The organism is Streptomyces alboflavus (assembly GCF_000716675.1).
Lineage (GTDB): Bacteria > Actinomycetota > Actinomycetes > Streptomycetales > Streptomycetaceae > Streptomyces > Streptomyces alboflavus.
Genome location: NZ_JNXT01000011.1, coordinates 83,097 through 101,381, shown reverse-complemented (window position 1 = coordinate 101,381; position 18,285 = coordinate 83,097). Strand labels below are relative to the sequence as shown.

Sequence of the window (18,285 nt, the reverse complement as noted above, 5' to 3'; positions counted from 1 at the left end):
ATGCTTGCTCAAGAGCCGCCGCCGCTTGATGCCGCCCAGCCCGAGGTATCCGCTTCGACTGGGTCGGGCGAGGAGGCGGTCGTGCCGGACTTCCCGTCGGCCGATCTGCGGGCGCCGTCCCGTCACGATGTCGAAGGACTAATGATGCGCTGGATGCCGCCGCTCGTCATCGAGGGCGAGGTCCACGCGTGCCCGCAGTGCGGCGCGTACCGGGACTGGATCGTCTTCAACATGCGCGACGACTCGGTATGGCTGCGCTGCACGAACGACCACCAGGCACAGGAGCCGCGCCTGGACTCCGCCTGGTACAACCGCCACTCCGGTCCGGTCGACCGCTGGCACCCCACCCTCGGGGACGGCCTGCGCCACCTCGGTCGCTGAAGCCTGAAATAGCACCCCTACTCGCCGCCGACGGCCGTAGGGCCGGCCACAGTCAGACCATCGGCTCCGCGGTCACCTTTGGGTTCACTTGGGCCCGCCCACCGCGCGGGATACGCCCACTGCGCTGGGGCTATCGTCCCGTCAGCGACCTCCGCACTGCGTCGACCAGCGTCGCCGCGCGCACATCGTCGGAGCCGCTGATGACATGGTTCATCACGTAGCCGAAGGCGATGCCGTGTTCCGGGTCGGCGAAGCCGAGCGAGCCACCGCGGCCGGTGTGGCCGAAGGAGTGCGGCCCGGTCATGGGGATGTCCTTGGTGGGCAACATGTATCCGGAGCTGAACCGGCTTGGTGCCACGAGCACTTGGTCCTTGCCGCTGGCCTGCTCCTTGGTGGCCGATGTGAGGGTCTCCGGGGTGAGCAGGCGTATGCCGTCCACCTCGCCGATCAGCGCCGCGTACATGCGCGCCAGTCCGCGCGCAGTACTGATGCCGTTGGAGGCCGGGAGTTCCGCGGCCTGTACGTCGGGCGAGTCGAAGTCGATCTGGGCGGGATCGGTGACCGCGTACGCCCTGTTGCTGAACGAGTTCGGGTCACGCCAGGCAGCGACTACTTCGCGGAGTTCCTCGGGGATCGATTCTGGGGGCAGCGTGGTGAAGTCGACGCCCGGCCTCCGGTACACCATGCGGCTGACGCGGTCACGCTCACTGGCTGGGAGCCCGATGAAGAAGTCCAGCCCGAGCGGGGTGGCGATCTCATCTGCGAAGAAGCGGCCCGGTGTGCGTCCGGAGACTCGGCGGATCACCTCGCCGACCAGCCAGCCCCAGGTCCGGCCGTGATAGCCGTGCGCGGTGCCGGGAGTCCACACGGGACGCTGAGCGGCCAGTGCGGCCGCCATCGGATGCCAGTCCAGCGCCTCGGCCAGCGGTACCGGCTGGTCGAGCGTGACCAGGCCCGCTTGGTGGGAAAGGAGCCAGCGCACCGGGATGTCCGCCTTGCCGTTCGCGGCGAACTCCGGCCAGTACGTGGCCACCGGAGCGTCCAGGTCCAACTCGCCTCGCTGGACCAGCAGATGCACGGCGCTCGCGGTCGCCCCCTTCGTCGCCGAGTAGACCAGTTGCAGTGTGTCTCGCTCCCACGGTCGGCCGGTGCTGGGGTCGACGACTCCACCCCACAGGTCCACCACTGGCCGACCGTCCTGGTACACGCACAGCGCCGCGCCGATGTCCCTGTGCTGCGCGAAGTTCGCCGCGAACGCCTCGCGTACGGGCTCGAATCCGGCCGCGACCTCACCGTCGATCATCGTCATGCGGCCCATCGTGGCACCCCTGGTTCCTGCTCGGGGCGTGCTCGCTCTTGATGCTTGCGGCGTTCCCGATCAGGCGGTGACGGGCAGAGCCTGCAAGCGCTCGCGGAACTCGCGGGTGGCGGGCACCGTCTTGTGTGGTTCGAGCCGCGCGGAGAGCTCCTTCAGGCGGTCCAGGGCCCGCACAGAGCTGACCTTGTCTTCGAGGAGCCCAACGCCGTAGTTCGCCGCGTCGAGCGCCCCGTCCAGGTCGCCGCCGGCAAGCCGGGCCTCGGCCAGACGGCTGGACCGTACGGCCTTGTCTCGTGGGGCCGCCTTCTCGATGGAGGCTTCCAGGGAGCTCGTCGCGCGCTCCACCTGCCCCGAGCGTAGAAGAACCTTGCCCTCGGTCGACTTCAGTTGTGCCTCACCGAACCAGTCGAGCCAGTCCGGGTTCTCCTCCGCCGTGTGACGGTCCCAGAGGGAAGCGGCACGATTCAGTGTCGTACCAGCCTTCCGGTGGTCGCCGTCGCGGGACAGTGCCTCGGCCTTGTGCAGGTAGAGGAAAGACTGGGTGTAGGTCGACAGCGTGCGAGGGGCGTTGTCGAGGGCGGTCGAGATGAGGCCGACCCGTTCGGCGGTCCGGCCGGCCTCGGAGACGTGCACGCCCATCTCCGCCAGGATGAAGGCACCGAAGGCGTCGTCTCCGGCCGTGCGGGCGCTGCGCAGTGCCCCGACGTAGTACCGCTGTCCGGCGGACCGCAGCCCTGCGTCGTAGGCCATCCAGCCGGTCAGGTGCGATACCCGGGCCGCCAGCGCGTACAACCGGACACGGATCTGATCCGTGTACCGACCGGCGCTGAGGAGACCGGTAGTCAGGGCCAGGTCACCGCGTGCCTGCTCCAGTAGCCGAGCGCCCCCGAGTTGGTCATCGAGGGTGCGGAGCGTGCTGATCCGCTGCTCGATCGTGGAGACCATCTTGTCTGTGACGCGGTCTCCGTTGAGCGCGGAGGTGAACGCGGAGGGTGCCTCGACCCAGCTCGCCGCGAGCCCGGTCAGAGCGGCGCCGGTGATGGTGAGGAAGCCTCGACGATCCAACCGTCCGCTGCCCACCAGATCAGCCAACGCTTCAACGGTTCCTGCCTCAGTCCACGGGGCGGTGAGCCCTGTTACTTCCCATACGGGGAGCCACTGCGGCCATCGTTGCGCCTGTATCTGCGGGGGCGGGACTCGCAGAAGGTCAGCGAGCACGCGCTGAGCATCCGCATCCGGCTCCTGACCCTGCTCCCACTTCCACACCGTCGTCCGGTTGGTCGCCAGCGAGATGCCGAGCAACTTTCCGTGTGCCCGCATGAGCCGGGCGAACTCAGCCTTGCCCCATCCGTGCGACTGGCGCACGAAGGTCAGTGGGTGGATCGCTAACGGCTCACCGGGCACGTCATCACTCCCGTCATCCCCTCACGGCGTGATTCGGAGGCTACTGCGCGTACAGGCACGCGGAAGGGCGTCCCCAAGAGAAACCCCCAAGAAACGTTCCGGGCTTGCACACCGCGGCAGTTGACTGAACTCAGCCGCACCGGGGCTGCGAGAAGCATCGCTCCGGTACGGCTGCCCAGAACGGCGGCTCCATCACCGTCCCCCGTCGGAGATGGAGTCGCTCCCCACCTTTCCGGAGGCGTCCGCCATGCCCACGCTCGCCACACGCTTCGCCCTTGCCGGAGCGGAAGCAGAGGTGCCTGCCGCTCGGCGCAAGGTCGTTGAGAGCGTACGAGCGTGGGGTGTCCCTCTGGATGACGCATCGGCTGACGCGATTCGGCTCGTCGCCTCCGAGCTCATCAGCAACGCCGTGATCCACGGAGTTGGGCCCATCACCGTCGCGCTGTTCCACGACCCCGGCAGCCTGGTGATCGTCGTGGCTGACCGTGATCGGCGGGCCCCGGTGGCGGGTTGCGCGGACAGCGGCGACGAGAGCGGGCGCGGCCTCGCCCTGGTCGGTCACTTCGCGGTGCGATCGAGCTGGGATCTCCGCGACCAGGGCAAGAGCGTGTGGGCGGAGATCGAAGTCCCGAAGCCGACCCCGGCCATCCGGGCGGCCGTTCTCCGTAGGTTCTTCGCGGTCCGCTCGCAGCGTGAGGCAGGACCCATGCCCCATCCGCTGGTCCTGTCGGCCGCCTGACAGCGCCGCACTCACGCGCCCAGACCTATCCAGCCCGGAGCGGAGCGTTCGGCGCCCGTCTGTGAACGACGCACCGTGCCCTCCAACTTCAGGCTGCCTACAGACCGCCGCCCTCACGTATCCAACATCTCCCACGGACGTGAGGGCGGCTCTTGAACCCTCGCCGGAGCCCTGGCGAGGGATCCGAACAGGAAGGAGCACGAGGTGGCACAGACCACAGCACCGCCTCCTACCCGGAGCGGCCTCCTGGTGGCGGTGGAGGAGCTGACCGCCGTCCACGACCGGTACGACAGCCTCCGGTCCGACAACCAGGGGAGTTCCGGAGATGCCCCATGGCCGGGCGGTGACGGCAACTTGACCGACGCCGCATAGCTCCAGGCGGCAGGGGCGAGTGCGGTGCTTTGCCCTCGCCCCTGCCGCACCTGCACCACATGGTCGAACCTCATGAGGAGGCAGTAATGGAACACCAGTTGATCAACGCCATCGAGGCGGCGCTCGGGTGGAACGGGCCGGGTGAACTCGGCAAGGAATTCGCCCGGGGAAGCATGAGCGACCCCGCCCTCGCCGCCCGCATCCTGACTCCGAACCAGCTGCTCGACATCGTGATGCGCAGGAGCCTGAACCGCCCGCAGTTCCGGTGCTTCCAGAAGGGCGAGGAAGTCCATCCGGCCATCTACTACACCGACGTCGTCAGTCCTCGCGGTCAGAGCATCCCCACGGTCAACATGCGCAGCCTCGGTCGGCTGGTGGGGGAGGGCGCCACGCTCATCCTCGATCAGCTCAACGTCTTCGACCCGACGATGGAGGTCGCCTGCCGCGCACTGCAGTGGTGGTCCCATGAGCGGGTGCAGGTCAACGCCTACCTGACGACGAACGATGCTTCGGGCTTCCCACTGCACTGGGATGACCATGATGTGGTGATCGTCCAGCTCGCGGGCGAGAAGGCGTGGGAGGTACGCGGGACCTCCCGTACTGCTCCCCTCTACCGAGACGCCGACCCCAACACGACCCCGAGCGAGGAGATCGTCTGGTCCGGCATCATGCGGACCGGCGACATCATGCACATCCCCCGCGGCCACTGGCACCGGGCCACCCGCACCGGCATCGGCTCGGGCAAGAGCCTCCACGTGACGTTCGGCATCACCCAACGCACCGGAGCGAGCTGGCTCGCGTGGCTGGCCGACTGGTGCCGCGAGCGGGAGATCTTCCGGCACGACCTGGATCGCACCCCTGGAGCCAGCAGCGACGCCCTGACCGAGGCCGCCGTCCAACTGGTCGGCGAGCGCTCACCGGCCGACTTCCTGTCCGCCTACGAGCAGCAGACGACACTGCCCCGCCATGTGCCCTACCTGGACGTCCTCGGCCCGCTGGAGGCCGTGGTGTGCACCACCCGCTTCCGCCCCGAGATCAAGGAGAACGGCGACACCGTCGACGTCCTGGCCTCGGGCAAAAGGCTCACCCTGGCGGCCAAGGCCCTGCCCGCACTGCGTCTGCTGCTGAGCGGCAGGCCGGTCCCCCTCGACCAGGCGGCTGCTGTCGTCGGTGCCGAGGCCGTGGAGGTCGCCGAGATCCTGGTGAAGGAGGAGATATGCGCGACACTGACCCCCGAGTTGTCCTCGGGTTACACCGGTCTCGTCACGAGCGCCGTCTCCTGACCGGCGCGCTGGACCTCGGCGTCACCGCGCTCGACACCAGCTCCAACTACCTGGGCTTTCGCTCGCATGAGGTTCTGGCGCGGGTGGCGGGCGATCTGCTGCCGAAGCTCACGCTCTCCACCAAGGTGGGCTACTTCCCGGGGTCGGACAGGGCGGAGCACTCCCTCGACCCGGCGCGGCTGCACGTAGCCGTGGAGCAGGCGGTCAAGGATCTTGGGCGGGAGCCAGACCTGGTCTTCCTGCACAACCCGGAACACAGCCTCGAAGGAGCTGCGCCCCGCAGCCGATACGTCCTGGCTCAGGCGTGCGCCGCACTCGACATAGCAACATCGAAGGGGCTGTGCGGTGGCTGGGGCGTCGCGTCCTGGGATCCCTCGCCGTTGGTTGACCTGGTCGACGTGGCCCTGCCGCAGCCCTCGGTTCTCATGGTCCGCGCCGGTCTGCTGGTCGGGACCAAGACCCTCGACGCCGCGGATGCCGTCGCCACGGCCTGGGGCCTCGGCAGCGACAGCGCCTGGGGGATGAGCCCCTTCGGAGGCAGTACCCGCGCCCCGGTGTGGGACAGGATCAACCCCGGTGTCTTCCTCCGGGGCGGCGACGGGCTCTCCCATGTGCAGGCCGCCTTCCGAACGGCGTACTGCCTTCCGCGAGTCAGCACCATGGCCGTGGGCACGGACGAGCCCGCTCACCTGGGCGAACTGATGGGCGCCCTGGCCAGCCAGGTGGACGAGCAGGCCGTCCGCGAGTACCGGGACCTCATCCGTACCCGATCGCGTGGTCAGCCCGCTTGAAGCTCCGCGATGACCTGCTCCGCCATGCGACGCGCGGGCTCCAACCGCGGGTCCTGCGGGTGCGCGTCCGGTCCGAGGATCTTCGAGCACGTGAAGAGCGTCATCAGCTTGCCGTCCCGGCTTTCGAAGTCGTGGCGCCGTTCATGTCGTACGCGATCGGCCAGAGCGGGGACGGCAAGGGAGCTGCCCCACAGCGAGGCGGAATCCAGGCCGCGTGGCGCGTTGCCCCAGTCCTCCCAGTCGAAGAGGGAGAACGTCGGCGCGGTCATGTTGGCCCAGTTCAGGTCCGCGTGGGCGGGCACCCAGTGCTCAACAATCGTGTCGAAGTCGTCGGTGGGAGAGAGGCTGCGGACGGCTTCGGTGACGAGAGCCTGCGTGATGGTGACCGTGTCCGGGGTGGCGACGCGCCCCGTGTGCTGGGCCGCGAGCGCGTCCAGCGAGGCGTTGAACGCCTGCCACCACGAGTCCGGCAGCTTCGGGTCCTCGCTGAGGATCGCGTTGCCGATGGGCGCGCTCGGTAGAAGCTCGGTCTCGTCGGCCCGCCACATCACGGGCTCGTCCGCGCCCCGCCAGACCACGCACCCCCGCCAGGTGGGCTGGGCGATGCCTTCCAGTCGGGCGGCGCACTCGGTGCCGTTCCAGCCCTGCATGCCGATCTTGTCGAGCCCGCGCCTCTCGATGCGGATCCACGTCCGCCGGTCCGTCCGCGCTCCGACCGAGCGGCGCTTGCGCACCACTGTGTCCCGATCCAGCTCGACTTGAAGGGATCGCTCTACGTGATCGAGAACGTTGTCGACCGGTTCAACCCGCAAGTCAACGGCGCGCGCCGAAGGTGCCGAGAGCGTCATGCGGGCGACCGTAGCACCGTCGCAACGGAACCCAGGCCGATCTCGGTCAATGCGGTGAGAGCAGGCCACGACAGCCGACGAGGCCGTGAACGCTTGACCTGCGTGATGCGCACGGTTGGGGTAACTCGCCACGTTACGAGGCGCGACCTGTTCATGCCGAGGCCGGGGCATGCGGCTGCTGGCCGGGGTGACAAAAGGTGAGACCGAAGTTCTCTCTCGACACGCATCCGGCGAGGGATGACGACGCACTTCGGCGTGTCCTTGAAGATGCTTCGATGGGCCGCTGGGAGAGCCCTCGCGACCTGCTGGCCGCCACGGGGGCGGACTGGGACCGGCGGATCTTCCGTCTCCAGGTCCTCGCCGAGGCTGGGGCTCGACTCAGGTTCGCCGACACCTGGGCCAAGGCCGAACCGCGCTCACCGCACGCCCTCGCTCTCCTCGCGAATGTGCAGGCTCTGCGGGCGATGATCACCGGTCGCGAGGGCGGCGGCCGGGTGCTGATGGAGGAGGCGTGGGCGACCTGCCGCGCTGCGCTGGAGGCATGGCCGCAGGACGTCGCCCCGCTGGTTGTCATGCTCGCGCTACTGCGTACCCACGCCCCGAACCGGAAGACGCTGGGTTGGGTGTGGGAGGAGATCAAGCAGCGTGACCCGTGGAACCGCGAGGCGCACCACGAGGTCGTCACCTTCCTGTTCTCCCACCATCACGGCAGGCAGGGTGAGGCGGCGTGGTGGGCCGACGAGCAGGCGTCAACCGCTCCCCAGGGGCTGCCGATCGCCGTGCTGCCCCTGGTCGTCCTGGCGGAGGCGCACCGGTCGCGTCTGGAGCAGGACCAGCGGACCTACGGCCTGACGATCCACCCCTGGGTCGAGTGCCCGCAGATCGACCTGGTGCTGGAGCGCTGGTGGCGCTACCGCGCCCCGCGCCCGCACGCCTGCTTCGCCGATGACGCCAACTACCTCGCCCACGCACTGTCGTTCGCGAACCGCCACCACGAGGCCCTAGAGGTCTTCGACGCGATCGGCCCGTACGCCACGCAGGTGCCGTGGTCGTACTGCGGTCAGGCCCGCGACCTCTTCCTGCGGCACCGCGGCTGGGCCTACAGCCCGCCGCGGCGCCGAAGCCACTGAGCACCCGAACCATCCCTCTCACCTACGAAGGACGGAACCCCCATGCCTCTTGACGTCTCCCGCGTCTCCGACGAGGAACGCCTCAAGCAACTCGGCTACCAGCAGACGCTGTCGCGCTCAATGTCCGGCCGCGCGAACTTCGGCGTCAGCTTCACGATCATCTCCATTCTGTCCGGCTGCATGACCATGTACGGCTACGGCATGAACGCCGGCGGCCCCGCGGTCATCATGTGGGGCTGGCTATTCGTCGGCCTCATGACCCTCTTCGTCGGCCTGTCCATGGCCGAGGTCTGCTCCGCCTACCCCACCAGCGCGGGCCTGTACTTCTGGGCGCATCGCATGGCCCCGAATCGGTCGGCTGCGGCATGGGCGTGGTTCACCGGCTGGTTCAACACCCTCGGGCAGATAGCCGTGACCGCGGGCATCGACTTCGGCGCGGCCACCTTCCTCAACGCCTTACTGGACCTGCAGTTCGGCTTCGACGCCACGCCGGGGCACACAATCACGCTATTCGGGATCATCCTCGTGTTGCACGGCGTGCTGAACACCTTCGGTGTGCGCATCGTCGCCATCCTCAACGAGGTGTCCATCTGGTGGCACATCCTCGGCGTCGTCGTCATCTGCGGTGCCCTGGTGCTCGTCCCTGACCACCACCAGTCGACGCACTTCATGTTCGGCGAGTTCGTCAACAACACCGGCTTCTCGTCGAGCATCTACGTGGTGCTGCTCGGACTGCTGATGGCGCAGTACACCTTCACCGGCTACGACGCCTCTGCCCATATGACCGAGGAGACCATCGACGCCTCCACCGCCGGCCCCAAGGGCATCGTCCGCTCCATCCTCGTATCCCTCGCGGCCGGGTTCGTCCTACTCTTCGGCTTCACCTACGCCATCCAGTCCTACGACGGCGCCCTCGACTCCGGTACGGGCGTACCCCCAGCACAGATCCTTATGGACGCGCTCGGCGCGGCGGCCGGCAAGTGGCTGCTACTGGTCATCATCGTGGCCCAGCTGTTCTGCGGCATGGCCTCGGTGACCGCCAACTCCCGCATGATCTATGCCTTCTCCCGTGATGGCGCCCTGCCGTTCTCCCGGACGTGGCACAAGCTCAGCCCGGCCACCCGCACCCCTGCCAACGCTGTCTGGCTGGCCACCGGAGGCGCATTCGTCCTGGGCCTGCCCTACCTGTGGAACAGCACCGCGTACGCGGCTGTCACCTCGATCGCGACGATCGGCCTGTACTTCGCGTACGTGATCCCGACGTTCCTGCGGCTGCGTCAGGGGGAGCGGTTCGAGCGTGGCCCTTGGCACCTCGGCTCCTGGTCCACTCTCGTCGGCACCATCGCCGTCGTGTGGGTCCTGGTGATCACGGTGCTGTTCATGCTGCCGCAGAGCTCCCCGGTCACCGCGAAAACGTTCAACTACGCGCCGATCGCGGTCGGCGTCGTCGTCGCCTTCTGCGGCGCCTGGTGGCTGGCCTCGGCCCGCAAGTGGTTCCTCAACCCGACCCACCCTCGCAACACCAGCCCCGAGCGCGATCGTACCCATGGACGAGAAGCGGCTCGCTCGTAGTCATCGCCGCGGACCATGCCAATGCGGGGCCGGTCGGTTCAGTCTCTGAACAGGCAAGACCGCGAAGTCAGACGGTTTCCGCAGCCTTACTCGTCCCGGAAAGGGACAGCCCTCTTGCCCCGAGACGGGGCAAGAGGGCTGTCCCTTTCCGGGCGGGCCCCTTCGCAGCCGGTCGGCTACCGCCGGGGGTGGCTGGTGCGTCCTGAAGCGGGGGAAGGTGTGGTCGGCTGCGGTGCGGGAGTCGGCCCGCTGTCAGGCCATGTCCCTGTGGTCGTGCGTCGGCGAGCTGCTTCGGCGACGCGGCTGCGTACGGGGTTACGGCTGGTGTGCTGGATGCGGGTGATCAGGACACGGGCGGGTCGGCGGGCGGTGTCCAGTTCGCGTTGTGCGGCGGCCTCCGTGAGGAGCTGGTGGGGCTTGTGGCCGCGGGCTTCAGCCTCGGCGAGGACGGTGGCCAGGGCTGACCAGCTGGGATCGGCGAGGATGCGGGCGGCGTGGTCGGGGACGGCGGCGCGCACGTCGCTGGCCAGCGTGAGGCGGGCCTGCTCCTTGGGCAGACGGCGTTCCAGTTCGGTGAGCACGGGGCCCATGGCGTGGTCGGCGGCGGCCTGGAGGTGGTGGAGGGCCTGGCCGACGGCGTCGGCTTGGTGAGCGTGCTGCCTGGCCTCGTGCCAGCGCCTGGAGAGGATCGCCGACCAGACGAGGGCTGCAACCAGGGCGGCCAGCGCGCTGCCGTCCGGGCCGGTGGCGGTATGGATGATGTCGCGGGTGGCAACGCGTAGGGCATCGGCGGCGCGGTCTTCCGCTCGGATCTGGGAGCGCTGGGCGCGGGCGAACGCCTTGGAGGCTGCTTGGAGTTCGGCCCGCAGGTCGGCGGGGGCGCGCTGTGCGGTGGCCTCGATCAGTTCGCCGAGGGCAGCGACGTGAGCCTGAGCCCGTGCATCCCCGCTGTCGCCGTCAGCCTCCGTCAACGCGGTGTGGAGGGGGTCTAGGGCGTCGGTGGCCTGTTGCCAGGGGGTGGCGGGCTTGTTACGGCGGGCCGTGGGGTGTTCCTCCGGCACGACGGCTTCCAGGCGGGCCTTGAGCTTGGGCAGGGTGAGGTCGGGGGCAATCCTCTTGCCCGGGTGGTAGATCTGCTCGCCCTTGTCGTTGACGTCGCCGGGACGCCCGGCAGCGTAGCCGAGGAGATCGCCGGACGGGCCGCGCTTGGCCTTGATCAGGATGCTGTCGGCTTCCAGGTAGGCGAGGAGTTCTTCGGCGCTGGAGGCGTGGGGGATGGCGGCACGGATGCGCGCTTCGAGCCATTCGGGGCTGGGCACTTCCCAGCCGAGGCGCTTGGCCTTGTGCATCTCTGCCTGGCTGGGGCGTCGGGTTCCGGTGCGGTCCCCCTTCTTCAACTGCCTGAGCCCGTAGTCCTTTTCGATCTCACGGCAGGCGTCACCGACGCGGAGGCCACTGTCGTGGAGTTTGGGGCGGCGGCCGTCCTCGCGGACGGTGGTGGCGAGGATGTGGATGTGGTCGTCCGCGTGGCGTACGGCGATCCAGCGGCAGGCCAGGTCGTCTCCGGGCGGCGCGATGCCGGCCGCTTCGACGATGCGCTGGGCGATCTCGCCCCACTCGGCGTCGGAGAGGTAGCGGTCGGTGGGTGCGGCGCGCACGGGGCAGTGCCACACATGGTCGGTGACCGGCTGGCCGAACTCGCTGTTGCGCAGTCGCACCGGCTCGTCGAGGTAGCGGGCGAGTTTGGTGAGGGTGGCGTTCTCGTCGCGGCCGGGGTCGGGCATACCGAGCATTGCGAAGCCGGTGACGATGTGCGGGTCGAGGTGCTCGTCCTGGCGGCCGGGACCGTAGAGGTAGGCGAGCAGGCCGCGAGTGTTGGACCCGGCCGGTTTGATGGCGGCGATCACGCGGACATCTCTCGTGCTCCCAGGGTCTCCTCTTCCGGGTTGGCGGGCTGGCGCAGGGCCTCGGCGATCAGCTCCAGCAACTGCTCAAGTTCGGTCAGCCGCTGGCGTATGTCGGGTGGGGTGTAGTCGCTGTTGAGGGCGCGGGCGATCTGGTTGACGTTCGCACCGATCCGGTTGAGCTGACGCAGGACCTGAGCACGGAAGACATGGGTGCGGCGACGGTCCTCGGACAGTGGCAGGTTCGCGGTGAACCGGCCGGTGATGAAGGCCAGGACCACGTCGGCGGCGAAACCGGACTCCCCCTTGTAGCCGTGCTCAGCGGCCGTCTCCTGAAGCAGGGTGCGCTCTTCCTCGAGGAACCGGAGAGGGCCGACGCGCTCGATGCGCTTGTCACCAGTGAAGCGGCGGATCGTGGGCTGTGCGCTCTTCACGACGGGCTCGCCGGCGGCGGCAACGTCTTCACGTACGGGGCGGAGGATCTCGCGCTGGGCGGCGTGGAGCGTGTCCGAGTCGGGGCCGCCCTCGGCCCGGACCTCCTGGTCCGGCGCCCCCTGGCGCTGGGCCTCCTCCGCCACCCCTGGGGCGGAGGTCCCCGAGATCCGGCCTTGAGTCGGACTCGGGGTACTACTGGCTCCGCCAGGGGCAGCCCGTCCGAACGCGCGGCGCAAACGCCCCATCAGCGTAGGGGACTTCGTCAGCGGCAACGGCTCGTCCGGGGAGTCCTCGGGGTGGTGCGGGTCGCGCGTCATGGGCGGTGCTCCGGAGAAGATCGGATGGGCGGGCGGAGGTATGGGGCCGGTGAGCTGGGCGGTGCGGGCATCGCTCTATCCACAGGTGTGGACAAGCAGGGCGCAGCGCCGGGTTCGGGCCGGGTGACCGGAAGGGTTCCGGTCACCCGGCCAGGTCACGGTCAGCGCTTGGAGACCTCGATCCCGGCGGCTTCGAGTTCCGGCCGGAGAAGGTCCATCACCTCGGTCTGGCGCTCACTGCCGAGCGTCAGGTTCCGCTCCTTCACGGCCTTTCGGAGCAGGCCCCGGGTGAGCTTGCCGTGCTGGTGAGCGGCGGCCCGACCGATATCCGCCAGCTCTTTGATGGTGGCCTTGGGCGGGCGGCCACCGCGCGCCTTGCTCTCCGCATCCTGGGGCAGGAGTTCCGTCCGCCCGGCAGTCGCAGCGAGCGGGAGGTCGCCAGAGTCAGGGGATGCGGTAGCTGGTGCGGGCCCCTGGACGGATGTTTCGTCCGCCTGGTCGGAGTTGGAGTCGGTGCGGTCGACGAGCCGGTGGATGTGCCGCATGAGGGCACCGAAGGCCAGCAGTGCCGCAGTCGGAGGCACCGCGGCGACCACGTAGTCGAGCAGTGGTACGTCGCCGAGGTCGCGGGTGCCGCTGGCCCCGAAGACGTTGAGCGTGATGGAGCCGACCGAGCCGACGGCGGTGAGAGCGATGGCCCATCGGTCGGTGACGCGGCGCAGGCTCGCGTGGAGCATGAGCAGTTCGCCCACCACGATGAACGCATCCAGGGTGGCGGGCCAGGCCCAGCGGCGCAAGGGCGAGCTTCCCAGCCCGTGTTGCCCGGCGACCTCGGCCAGATGCGCGTAGGAGAGCCAGAACGCACAGGCCGTGAGAATGACGATGCCGACGCCCGCTGCGAGGAGCGCGTAGTGCCCAGCATCGCGTTTGGTCTTCGCCGGCTGCCCCTCGCCGGGCCGGTCATTCGGCGGCTCGTGGGGCGGTGGCGGGGAGATGGGAATGGTGGTCAAGCGGTGTACTCCTGGGGTGGTGGCGTGGTCCGTCTTGGCAGTCTTGGCCGTTGCAAGCGCAGGTCAGAGCGGGTACGGCAACCGCCTCGGCTCTCCGTCCTGGCGGCAGCCGCCGAGGTCTTGTTCCGAGTCGGAACAAGAGCGGTACGTCCTGACGCGCCCGGCCTCGGATTGGCCGTGTCCCGAGTCGGGACAGCGGCGTTGCGCCTTCCGTCTCGACTGACAGGTCTGTGACCTGGGGCGATACGGCACAGACGCACAGGACGGCGCAAGACGGATCTGGGCAGCGTCTTGGGTGGGCAGCGCGCCGGTCATGATCGCTTTGCCGTCTTGGCCCCGGCTGCCGTCTTGCCGGTATGCCGTGTGACCTGCGAGATCACGGCACGGACGGCAAGTACGGCAACCGGAGGCGGGTGTGGGGCTCAGCCCTCGTCGAGGGCAGCAGGCCGGGTGTCCCCAGAAGGGACAGACGGGGTGTCCACTGAATGGACGGTGGGGCAGTAGCGGCGCCAGGCGTCGAGGAACTTGTTGCGCATGTAGCCCTTGCGCTGGGTTCCGTCGGCCACCCGGACGTTGCCGGGCTTGATGCCGAACTCGCGCAGCATCGCGCCGAGCCCGCGGGCGGTCAGTCCGCTGCGTCCCCACTCCGCCCACGGGCTTTCGGGGTCCTGGCGCAGGAGGTAGAGGAGTTCCTCGGTGGAGAGGCTCTCGGGCTCGCCCCGGCCCACGAAGGCGCGGCGGATGTCGGCGAGGATCCGCGCCCCGCTGGGGTGATCCTCCTCGGCTGCCGCCTCGGCGGCGACCATCCGCGCGCACGCGACCCGCGCCAGGCGAGGCCAGCATCCGCCTGCCAGGTCGGCGACGATGACCAGGGGCTCCCAGGTGTCGGCGGCGCGGTCCTCGACCGGCATCTCCGGCTCCAGGTTCGCGGCCTCAACCAGCAGCGGCCTGGCCCACGCGTGGATGCGGTCGCGCAGCTCGTGCAGGGCAGGGATGTCGCGGCGGGAGCGGAAGGGCTTGACCTTCTCGCCCTCGGCTCGGCGCCGCATGCGGATCACCACCGCCCGGTCCATAACCGTGTCGGGCAGGTCGCCGATCCCCGCGATGGCCGCCATGGCGAAGGTAGCGAACTTGTGCGGGGTGTGGTCGTTGCCGACGATCCGGGTCACGTACCGGCCCCGCTGGTGACCAGCGTTGAGCAGGCCGCGCGTCTCCTCGTTCCTTTCCGCTTGCTTCGGCGTGCCGAAGATGGTGTCCGCCTCGTCCACCAGGAGCGTGGGCGGATTGTCCTCGTCGATCGAGCGGAAGATCGCCGCTGGCGTGGTGTTGATGGTCAGCATCGGATCGTGGACCGTCTCGGTCAGCACGTCCAGCAGCCGCGACTTGCCGCAGCGCTTCGCGGGCCCCACCACTGCCAGGCGCGGGGCGTGCTGCCACGCGGGCTGCAGATGCGTCGCCGCCACCCACAAGACGATCGCATCGAGCGCCTCCTGCGAGGGCGGGATCACGAACTGGGCGATCTGTGCACGCAGTTCATCGAGCAGCTTCGAGCCGATCGTCGGTTCCGCATCGGGTATCGCCTCCAGCCCGCTCGTCGCATCCGCCTCGTCGCCGCTGCGGGCGGCCGCGTCATCGCTCAGGTCCGGATGGGCGTCGCCGGTCTGTGCGGTGCGCAGGTGGGCGCCCGGCTGGCCAGGGATGGCCGTTGCGGACCAGCTCGTCTGGGCGGGGGCGGAATAGGGCTCGGGGTTCTCGGGTTGCACTCGGCAGCTCCTCTGGCGGTTGCGGGCTCGTACGCCCTGGCCGCCGGGTCGGTTCACATGGGATTGATGGGGAGTCATCGGGCCTCCGGCGTTACCCCGCCGGGGGCTCTCCCCCTTCTCGCGGGCGCTGAGCCACCGCGAGGGACCACGGACAGTACGTCCACGCCCGGACACAGTCCAGGGCTTTCGTGTCAGCTCAGCGCAGAACGGTTCGCTGCAGTTGGCCGCGCTCACGCGGCCAGCCCCAGCAGGGCCAGCAGGTCGGCGGTCACCACCCGGTAGGCGTTGCCCAGGCGCAGCACCTTGCACGGGTACTGGCCGCGCTTCGCCAGCTCGTACCCCTTGCTCCGCCCCAGCCCCAACGCCCGGTTGCCCGTCTCCAGGTCAACGGCGGCGGGAAGCTCCAGCAGCTCGCCCCGCGTCATCCCCTTCACGCCGGTCTCGCGGCCGACGGTTTCGTTGTCTCGCATACGCACGTCCATCCATGACTGAGCCCTCGGCGAACACGACGATCGCGTACGTCTCCCGGCCCTGATATCAACGCTAGGCGAGCTACTGTGTCCTCATGACACAACACCGTTCGGACCATGGATACGAGAAGGACGACGAGGACGACGTCCTCGAATGGGCGGACCAGGTCATGGCCACCGTGGCCGCCGAAATTCGCAGACGACGGAAGGAACTGCGTTGGAGCGCACAGGACTTGGCCGACAAGTGCGAGGAGATCGGCCACCCCATCCCCCGCAACGTGATCGCCAACATGGAGTCTGGACGCCGCTCCAACCTGCCCCTGGTCGACGTCATGGTCCTGGCCCAGGCCCTGAACACGCCCCCCATCTGCCTCATCTATCCCGTCGGCTACATCGACGAGGTACAGCGCCTCCCTCTCCAGCACCCCACCTCCACGCTGGACGCCCTGAGCTGGTTCACCGGGGAGGGTGCCGAGCTCGGCGCAGACAACGACATGCTGCGCTACTTCCGCGCCCACCACGCCGCCGTGGAGCAGCTCCGCAACGCGCAGCGCGACGAGGAGTACGCGCGCTATCAGGCCGAGACCGCGGCGAACGCCGACCGGAAGGCCGAGGCCCTCCGTACTCAGGCCCGTGCCGCCGAGGCGGCCGAGGACGCCAAGGGCCGCCTGCGCAGGGTCCGCGCTTTCATCCGGAAGGACGGCATCACGCCTCCCTTCCTGTGGCCCGACCTCGCCGCCGAAGTCGACCCACCCGGAACCGACCCCAACACCACTGAGGAGATTGATCTTTGAAGGGCTCCACCTACCGCCGCTGCTCCTGCCGCGACCCCAAGACCGGTAAGGAACTCGGCACCTCCTGCCCCAAGCGCAGCAGGAAGAACCACTGTTCCTACGCCGTACGCCAAGAGCTGCCACCCCGCGAGGACGGCAGTCGGCGCTCCTTCTCGCGCAGCGGGTACAGCAGCCTCAAGGCAGCCCAGGCAGACCTCGACCACATACGCGCCCTGCTCGGACTCGCCGAGGCTGACGACCCCGAAGGCACGCAGCTGATCGCCGAGATGCTGGCGGAGGTCGGTCGCGAGCGGACGGCTCTGCCTGACGTCGAGGAGACCCGGCGGCGCCTCAACGCCGGCCAGGACCTCATCGGCAGCCTGACCGTGAGCGAGTACCTCGACCGGTGGCTGGCGGGCAAGCGCATACGCAAGTCCGGCCTGAACCGCTACGAGACCGACATCCGCGTGCACTTGAAGCCGCGCATCGGCAACCGGCGCCTCGACCGGCTGCGAGTCAGCCACCTCAGTGAGATGTTCACGGACATCCGAGACGCTAACGCCCAGGTCCTGGAGGACAACGCCCAACGGCGAGCCGCGATCGACGAGTTGGCGACCATCCCGTGGAAGGGCGCGGAGCACCGCGCCCGCCGCAAGGCGATGAAGGCCGCAATCGACGAGATGCCGCCCTTCCGCCGCATCACCGGCCCCGCCACACGCCAGCACGCCAAGGCCACCCTGCGCGCGGCCCTGAACGACGCGATCGGGCAGCAGATCATCACGTTCAACCCGGCCGCCCACGTCGAGATCGACCCCGTACGCAAGCCGAAGGCCCTGGTGTGGACGGACGAGCGGGTCGCCAAGTGGGAGCAGACGGGCGAGAAGCCATCGCCCGTGATGGTCTGGACGCCCCAACAGACCGGCGCCTTCCTCGACTTCGTCGCCGAAGACCGGCTGTACGCGATGTGGCACCTGATCGCCTTCCGCGGCCTGCGCCGTGGCGAGGCGTGCGGTCAGCCGTGGTCGGAGACCAACCTCGACACCCACTCCCTCACCGTGTCCTCCCAACTCGTGCAGGACGGCTGGGAGGTCGAGGCATCCGACCCCAAGACTGATAGCGGCTACCGCGTGGTCGCGCTCGACGACGACACCGTCACCGTGCTGAAGCGGCATCGCGAGCAGCAGGACGCGGACCGCGCGGAGTGGGGCTCAGCCTGGGTCGAGACCGGGCACGTCTTCACCCAGGAAGACGGCTCCTGGCTCCACCCCGGCAAGGTGACCGACCTCTTCGAGCGGCTCGTCACCGCTTCCGGCCTCCCACCGATCCGGCTGCACGACCTGCGCCACGGCGCGGCCACCCTCATGCTGGCCGCCGACATCGACATCAAGATCGTGTCGGACACGCTCGGGCACAGCGACACCCGCATCACACGGGACATTTACCAGAGCGTCCTGCCCCAGGTCGGCAAGAGCGCCGCCGAGGCGACCGCAAAGCTGGTCCCGCTTCAGCGCAAAGCCGAGGCGGAGAAGGCGGCCCGCAAGGCGGCGAAGAAGGCGAAGGCAAAGAAGGCGGAGGCAAAGAAGCCCCGCACGGGCGACGGCGGCAAGCCGAAGAACAGGGCGAAAGCCCAGGCCAAGGCCGACAAGAAGGCCAAACGCCGGAAGCCCAAGAAGTAGGTCCCCGAGCGGCTCCGCTCACGCATCGCTCACGCAAGCCGTTCCCACGGCGTTCCCATCAGACGCCTCGCGACGCCCGAGCAACAGAAAACCCCAGGT

Annotated in this window: 17 protein-coding genes; 9 read left to right on the top strand and 8 right to left on the bottom strand. The window is 69.0% G+C overall.

All coding sequences use genetic code 11. The annotated features are described in order from the left end of the window. The first annotated feature begins 81 nt into the window (after positions 1-81). On the top strand, positions 82-381 hold the full coding sequence (locus tag OO63_RS11140; RefSeq protein ID WP_051810745.1) for a hypothetical protein: 300 nt from the start codon (positions 82-84) through the stop codon (positions 379-381). A 130-nt stretch (positions 382-511) separates the two neighbouring features. Here OO63_RS11140 and OO63_RS11135 read toward each other — a convergent pair whose 3' ends face one another. Together OO63_RS11135 and OO63_RS11130 are read right to left on the bottom strand one after the other, a co-directional pair. Beyond that, on the bottom strand, positions 512-1,690 hold the full coding sequence (locus OO63_RS11135; protein WP_030359691.1) for a serine hydrolase domain-containing protein: 1,179 nt from the start codon (positions 1,688-1,690) through the stop codon (positions 512-514). Between the two features lie 69 nt (positions 1,691-1,759). Then, on the bottom strand, positions 1,760-3,103 hold the full coding sequence (locus OO63_RS11130; RefSeq protein WP_030359690.1) for an NsdA family TPR-like regulatory protein: 1,344 nt from the start codon (positions 3,101-3,103) through the stop codon (positions 1,760-1,762). Positions 3,104-3,314: 211 nt separating this feature from the next. Between OO63_RS11130 and OO63_RS11125 the strand changes: the two genes are divergently transcribed. The 4 genes from OO63_RS11125 to OO63_RS11115 all read left to right on the top strand — a co-directional run bounded on the left by OO63_RS11125 (position 3,315) and on the right by OO63_RS11115 (position 6,288). Continuing rightward, entirely contained in the window at positions 3,315-3,842 is a 528-nt protein-coding gene (locus tag OO63_RS11125; protein ID WP_051810744.1) for an ATP-binding protein, read from the top strand. 204 nt (positions 3,843-4,046) lie between these two features. Further along, positions 4,047-4,214, top strand: a complete 168-nt coding sequence (locus tag OO63_RS45960; RefSeq protein ID WP_169786607.1) for a hypothetical protein — start codon at positions 4,047-4,049, stop codon at positions 4,212-4,214. Positions 4,215-4,300: 86 nt separating this feature from the next. Next, positions 4,301-5,497, top strand: a complete 1,197-nt coding sequence (locus OO63_RS11120; protein WP_030359688.1) for a JmjC domain-containing protein — start codon at positions 4,301-4,303, stop codon at positions 5,495-5,497. Continuing rightward, positions 5,431-6,288 carry an aldo/keto reductase gene (locus OO63_RS11115; RefSeq protein ID WP_030359687.1) on the top strand — a complete coding sequence of 286 codons (858 nt, stop codon included), beginning with the start codon at positions 5,431-5,433 and terminating at the stop codon, positions 6,286-6,288. The genes OO63_RS11120 and OO63_RS11115 overlap by 67 nt, the downstream gene beginning before the upstream one ends. On the opposite strand, the gene OO63_RS11110 is transcribed toward OO63_RS11115, so the two are convergent. After that, complete coding sequence (locus tag OO63_RS11110) at positions 6,276-7,136, bottom strand: hypothetical protein (protein ID WP_030359686.1); 861 nt, start codon at positions 7,134-7,136, stop codon at positions 6,276-6,278. The genes OO63_RS11115 and OO63_RS11110 overlap by 13 nt on opposite strands. A gap of 275 nt (positions 7,137-7,411) precedes the next feature. Between OO63_RS11110 and OO63_RS11105 the strand changes: the two genes are divergently transcribed. Continuing rightward, entirely contained in the window at positions 7,412-8,266 is an 855-nt protein-coding gene (locus tag OO63_RS11105; protein ID WP_033264018.1) for a hypothetical protein, read from the top strand. Between the two features lie 42 nt (positions 8,267-8,308). Continuing rightward, positions 8,309-9,838 carry an amino acid permease gene (locus OO63_RS11100; protein ID WP_030359684.1) on the top strand — a complete coding sequence of 510 codons (1,530 nt, stop codon included), beginning with the start codon at positions 8,309-8,311 and terminating at the stop codon, positions 9,836-9,838. 176 nt (positions 9,839-10,014) lie between these two features. Here the strand turns inward: OO63_RS11100 and OO63_RS11095 are convergent, their stop codons facing one another. The 5 genes from OO63_RS11095 to OO63_RS11075 form a co-directional block, all read right to left on the bottom strand. After that, positions 10,015-11,745: a relaxase/mobilization nuclease domain-containing protein gene (locus OO63_RS11095; RefSeq protein ID WP_030359683.1), complete on the bottom strand. Its 1,731-nt coding sequence runs from the start codon at positions 11,743-11,745 to the stop codon at positions 10,015-10,017. After that, the gene (locus tag OO63_RS11090) at positions 11,742-12,320 is read right to left on the bottom strand and encodes a MobC family plasmid mobilization relaxosome protein (protein WP_030359682.1); all 579 of its coding nucleotides are present in this window, start codon (positions 12,318-12,320) and stop codon (positions 11,742-11,744) included. Before OO63_RS11090 ends, OO63_RS11095 begins: the two co-directional genes overlap by 4 nt. 335 nt (positions 12,321-12,655) lie before the next feature. Next, a complete protein-coding gene (locus OO63_RS11085) occupies positions 12,656-13,504 on the bottom strand; it encodes a DUF2637 domain-containing protein (protein ID WP_030359681.1) in 849 nt (282 codons plus the stop codon). A 422-nt stretch (positions 13,505-13,926) separates the two neighbouring features. After that, a complete protein-coding gene (locus tag OO63_RS11080) occupies positions 13,927-15,267 on the bottom strand; it encodes a DUF3631 domain-containing protein (RefSeq protein WP_030359680.1) in 1,341 nt (446 codons plus the stop codon). Between the two features lie 230 nt (positions 15,268-15,497). Further along, positions 15,498-15,737 carry a hypothetical protein gene (locus OO63_RS11075; RefSeq protein ID WP_030359679.1) on the bottom strand — a complete coding sequence of 80 codons (240 nt, stop codon included), beginning with the start codon at positions 15,735-15,737 and terminating at the stop codon, positions 15,498-15,500. 95 nt (positions 15,738-15,832) lie between these two features. Between OO63_RS11075 and OO63_RS11070 the strand changes: the two genes are divergently transcribed. Both OO63_RS11070 and OO63_RS11065 read left to right on the top strand, forming a co-directional pair. Further along, a complete protein-coding gene (locus OO63_RS11070) occupies positions 15,833-16,531 on the top strand; it encodes a helix-turn-helix domain-containing protein (protein WP_030359678.1) in 699 nt (232 codons plus the stop codon). After that, complete coding sequence (locus OO63_RS11065; protein WP_030359677.1) at positions 16,528-18,186, top strand: tyrosine-type recombinase/integrase; 1,659 nt, start codon at positions 16,528-16,530, stop codon at positions 18,184-18,186. Before OO63_RS11070 ends, OO63_RS11065 begins: the two co-directional genes overlap by 4 nt. Positions 18,187-18,285: the final 99 nt, after the last annotated feature.

Coding starts and splice junctions, on each gene's coding strand:
- OO63_RS11070 (WP_030359678.1), top strand. CDS start 15,833: ATGACACAACACCGTTCGGACCATGGATACGAGAAGGACGACGAGGAC.
- OO63_RS11135 (WP_030359691.1), bottom strand. CDS start 1,690: ATGACGATGATCGACGGTGAGGTCGCGGCCGGATTCGAGCCCGTACGC.
- OO63_RS11100 (WP_030359684.1), top strand. CDS start 8,309: ATGCCTCTTGACGTCTCCCGCGTCTCCGACGAGGAACGCCTCAAGCAA.
- OO63_RS11120 (WP_030359688.1), top strand. CDS start 4,301: ATGGAACACCAGTTGATCAACGCCATCGAGGCGGCGCTCGGGTGGAAC.
- OO63_RS11075 (WP_030359679.1), bottom strand. CDS start 15,737: ATGCGAGACAACGAAACCGTCGGCCGCGAGACCGGCGTGAAGGGGATG.
- OO63_RS11125 (WP_051810744.1), top strand. CDS start 3,315: ATGGAGTCGCTCCCCACCTTTCCGGAGGCGTCCGCCATGCCCACGCTC.
- OO63_RS11105 (WP_033264018.1), top strand. CDS start 7,412: ATGGGCCGCTGGGAGAGCCCTCGCGACCTGCTGGCCGCCACGGGGGCG.
- OO63_RS11115 (WP_030359687.1), top strand. CDS start 5,431: ATGCGCGACACTGACCCCCGAGTTGTCCTCGGGTTACACCGGTCTCGT.
- OO63_RS11110 (WP_030359686.1), bottom strand. CDS start 7,136: ATGACGCTCTCGGCACCTTCGGCGCGCGCCGTTGACTTGCGGGTTGAA.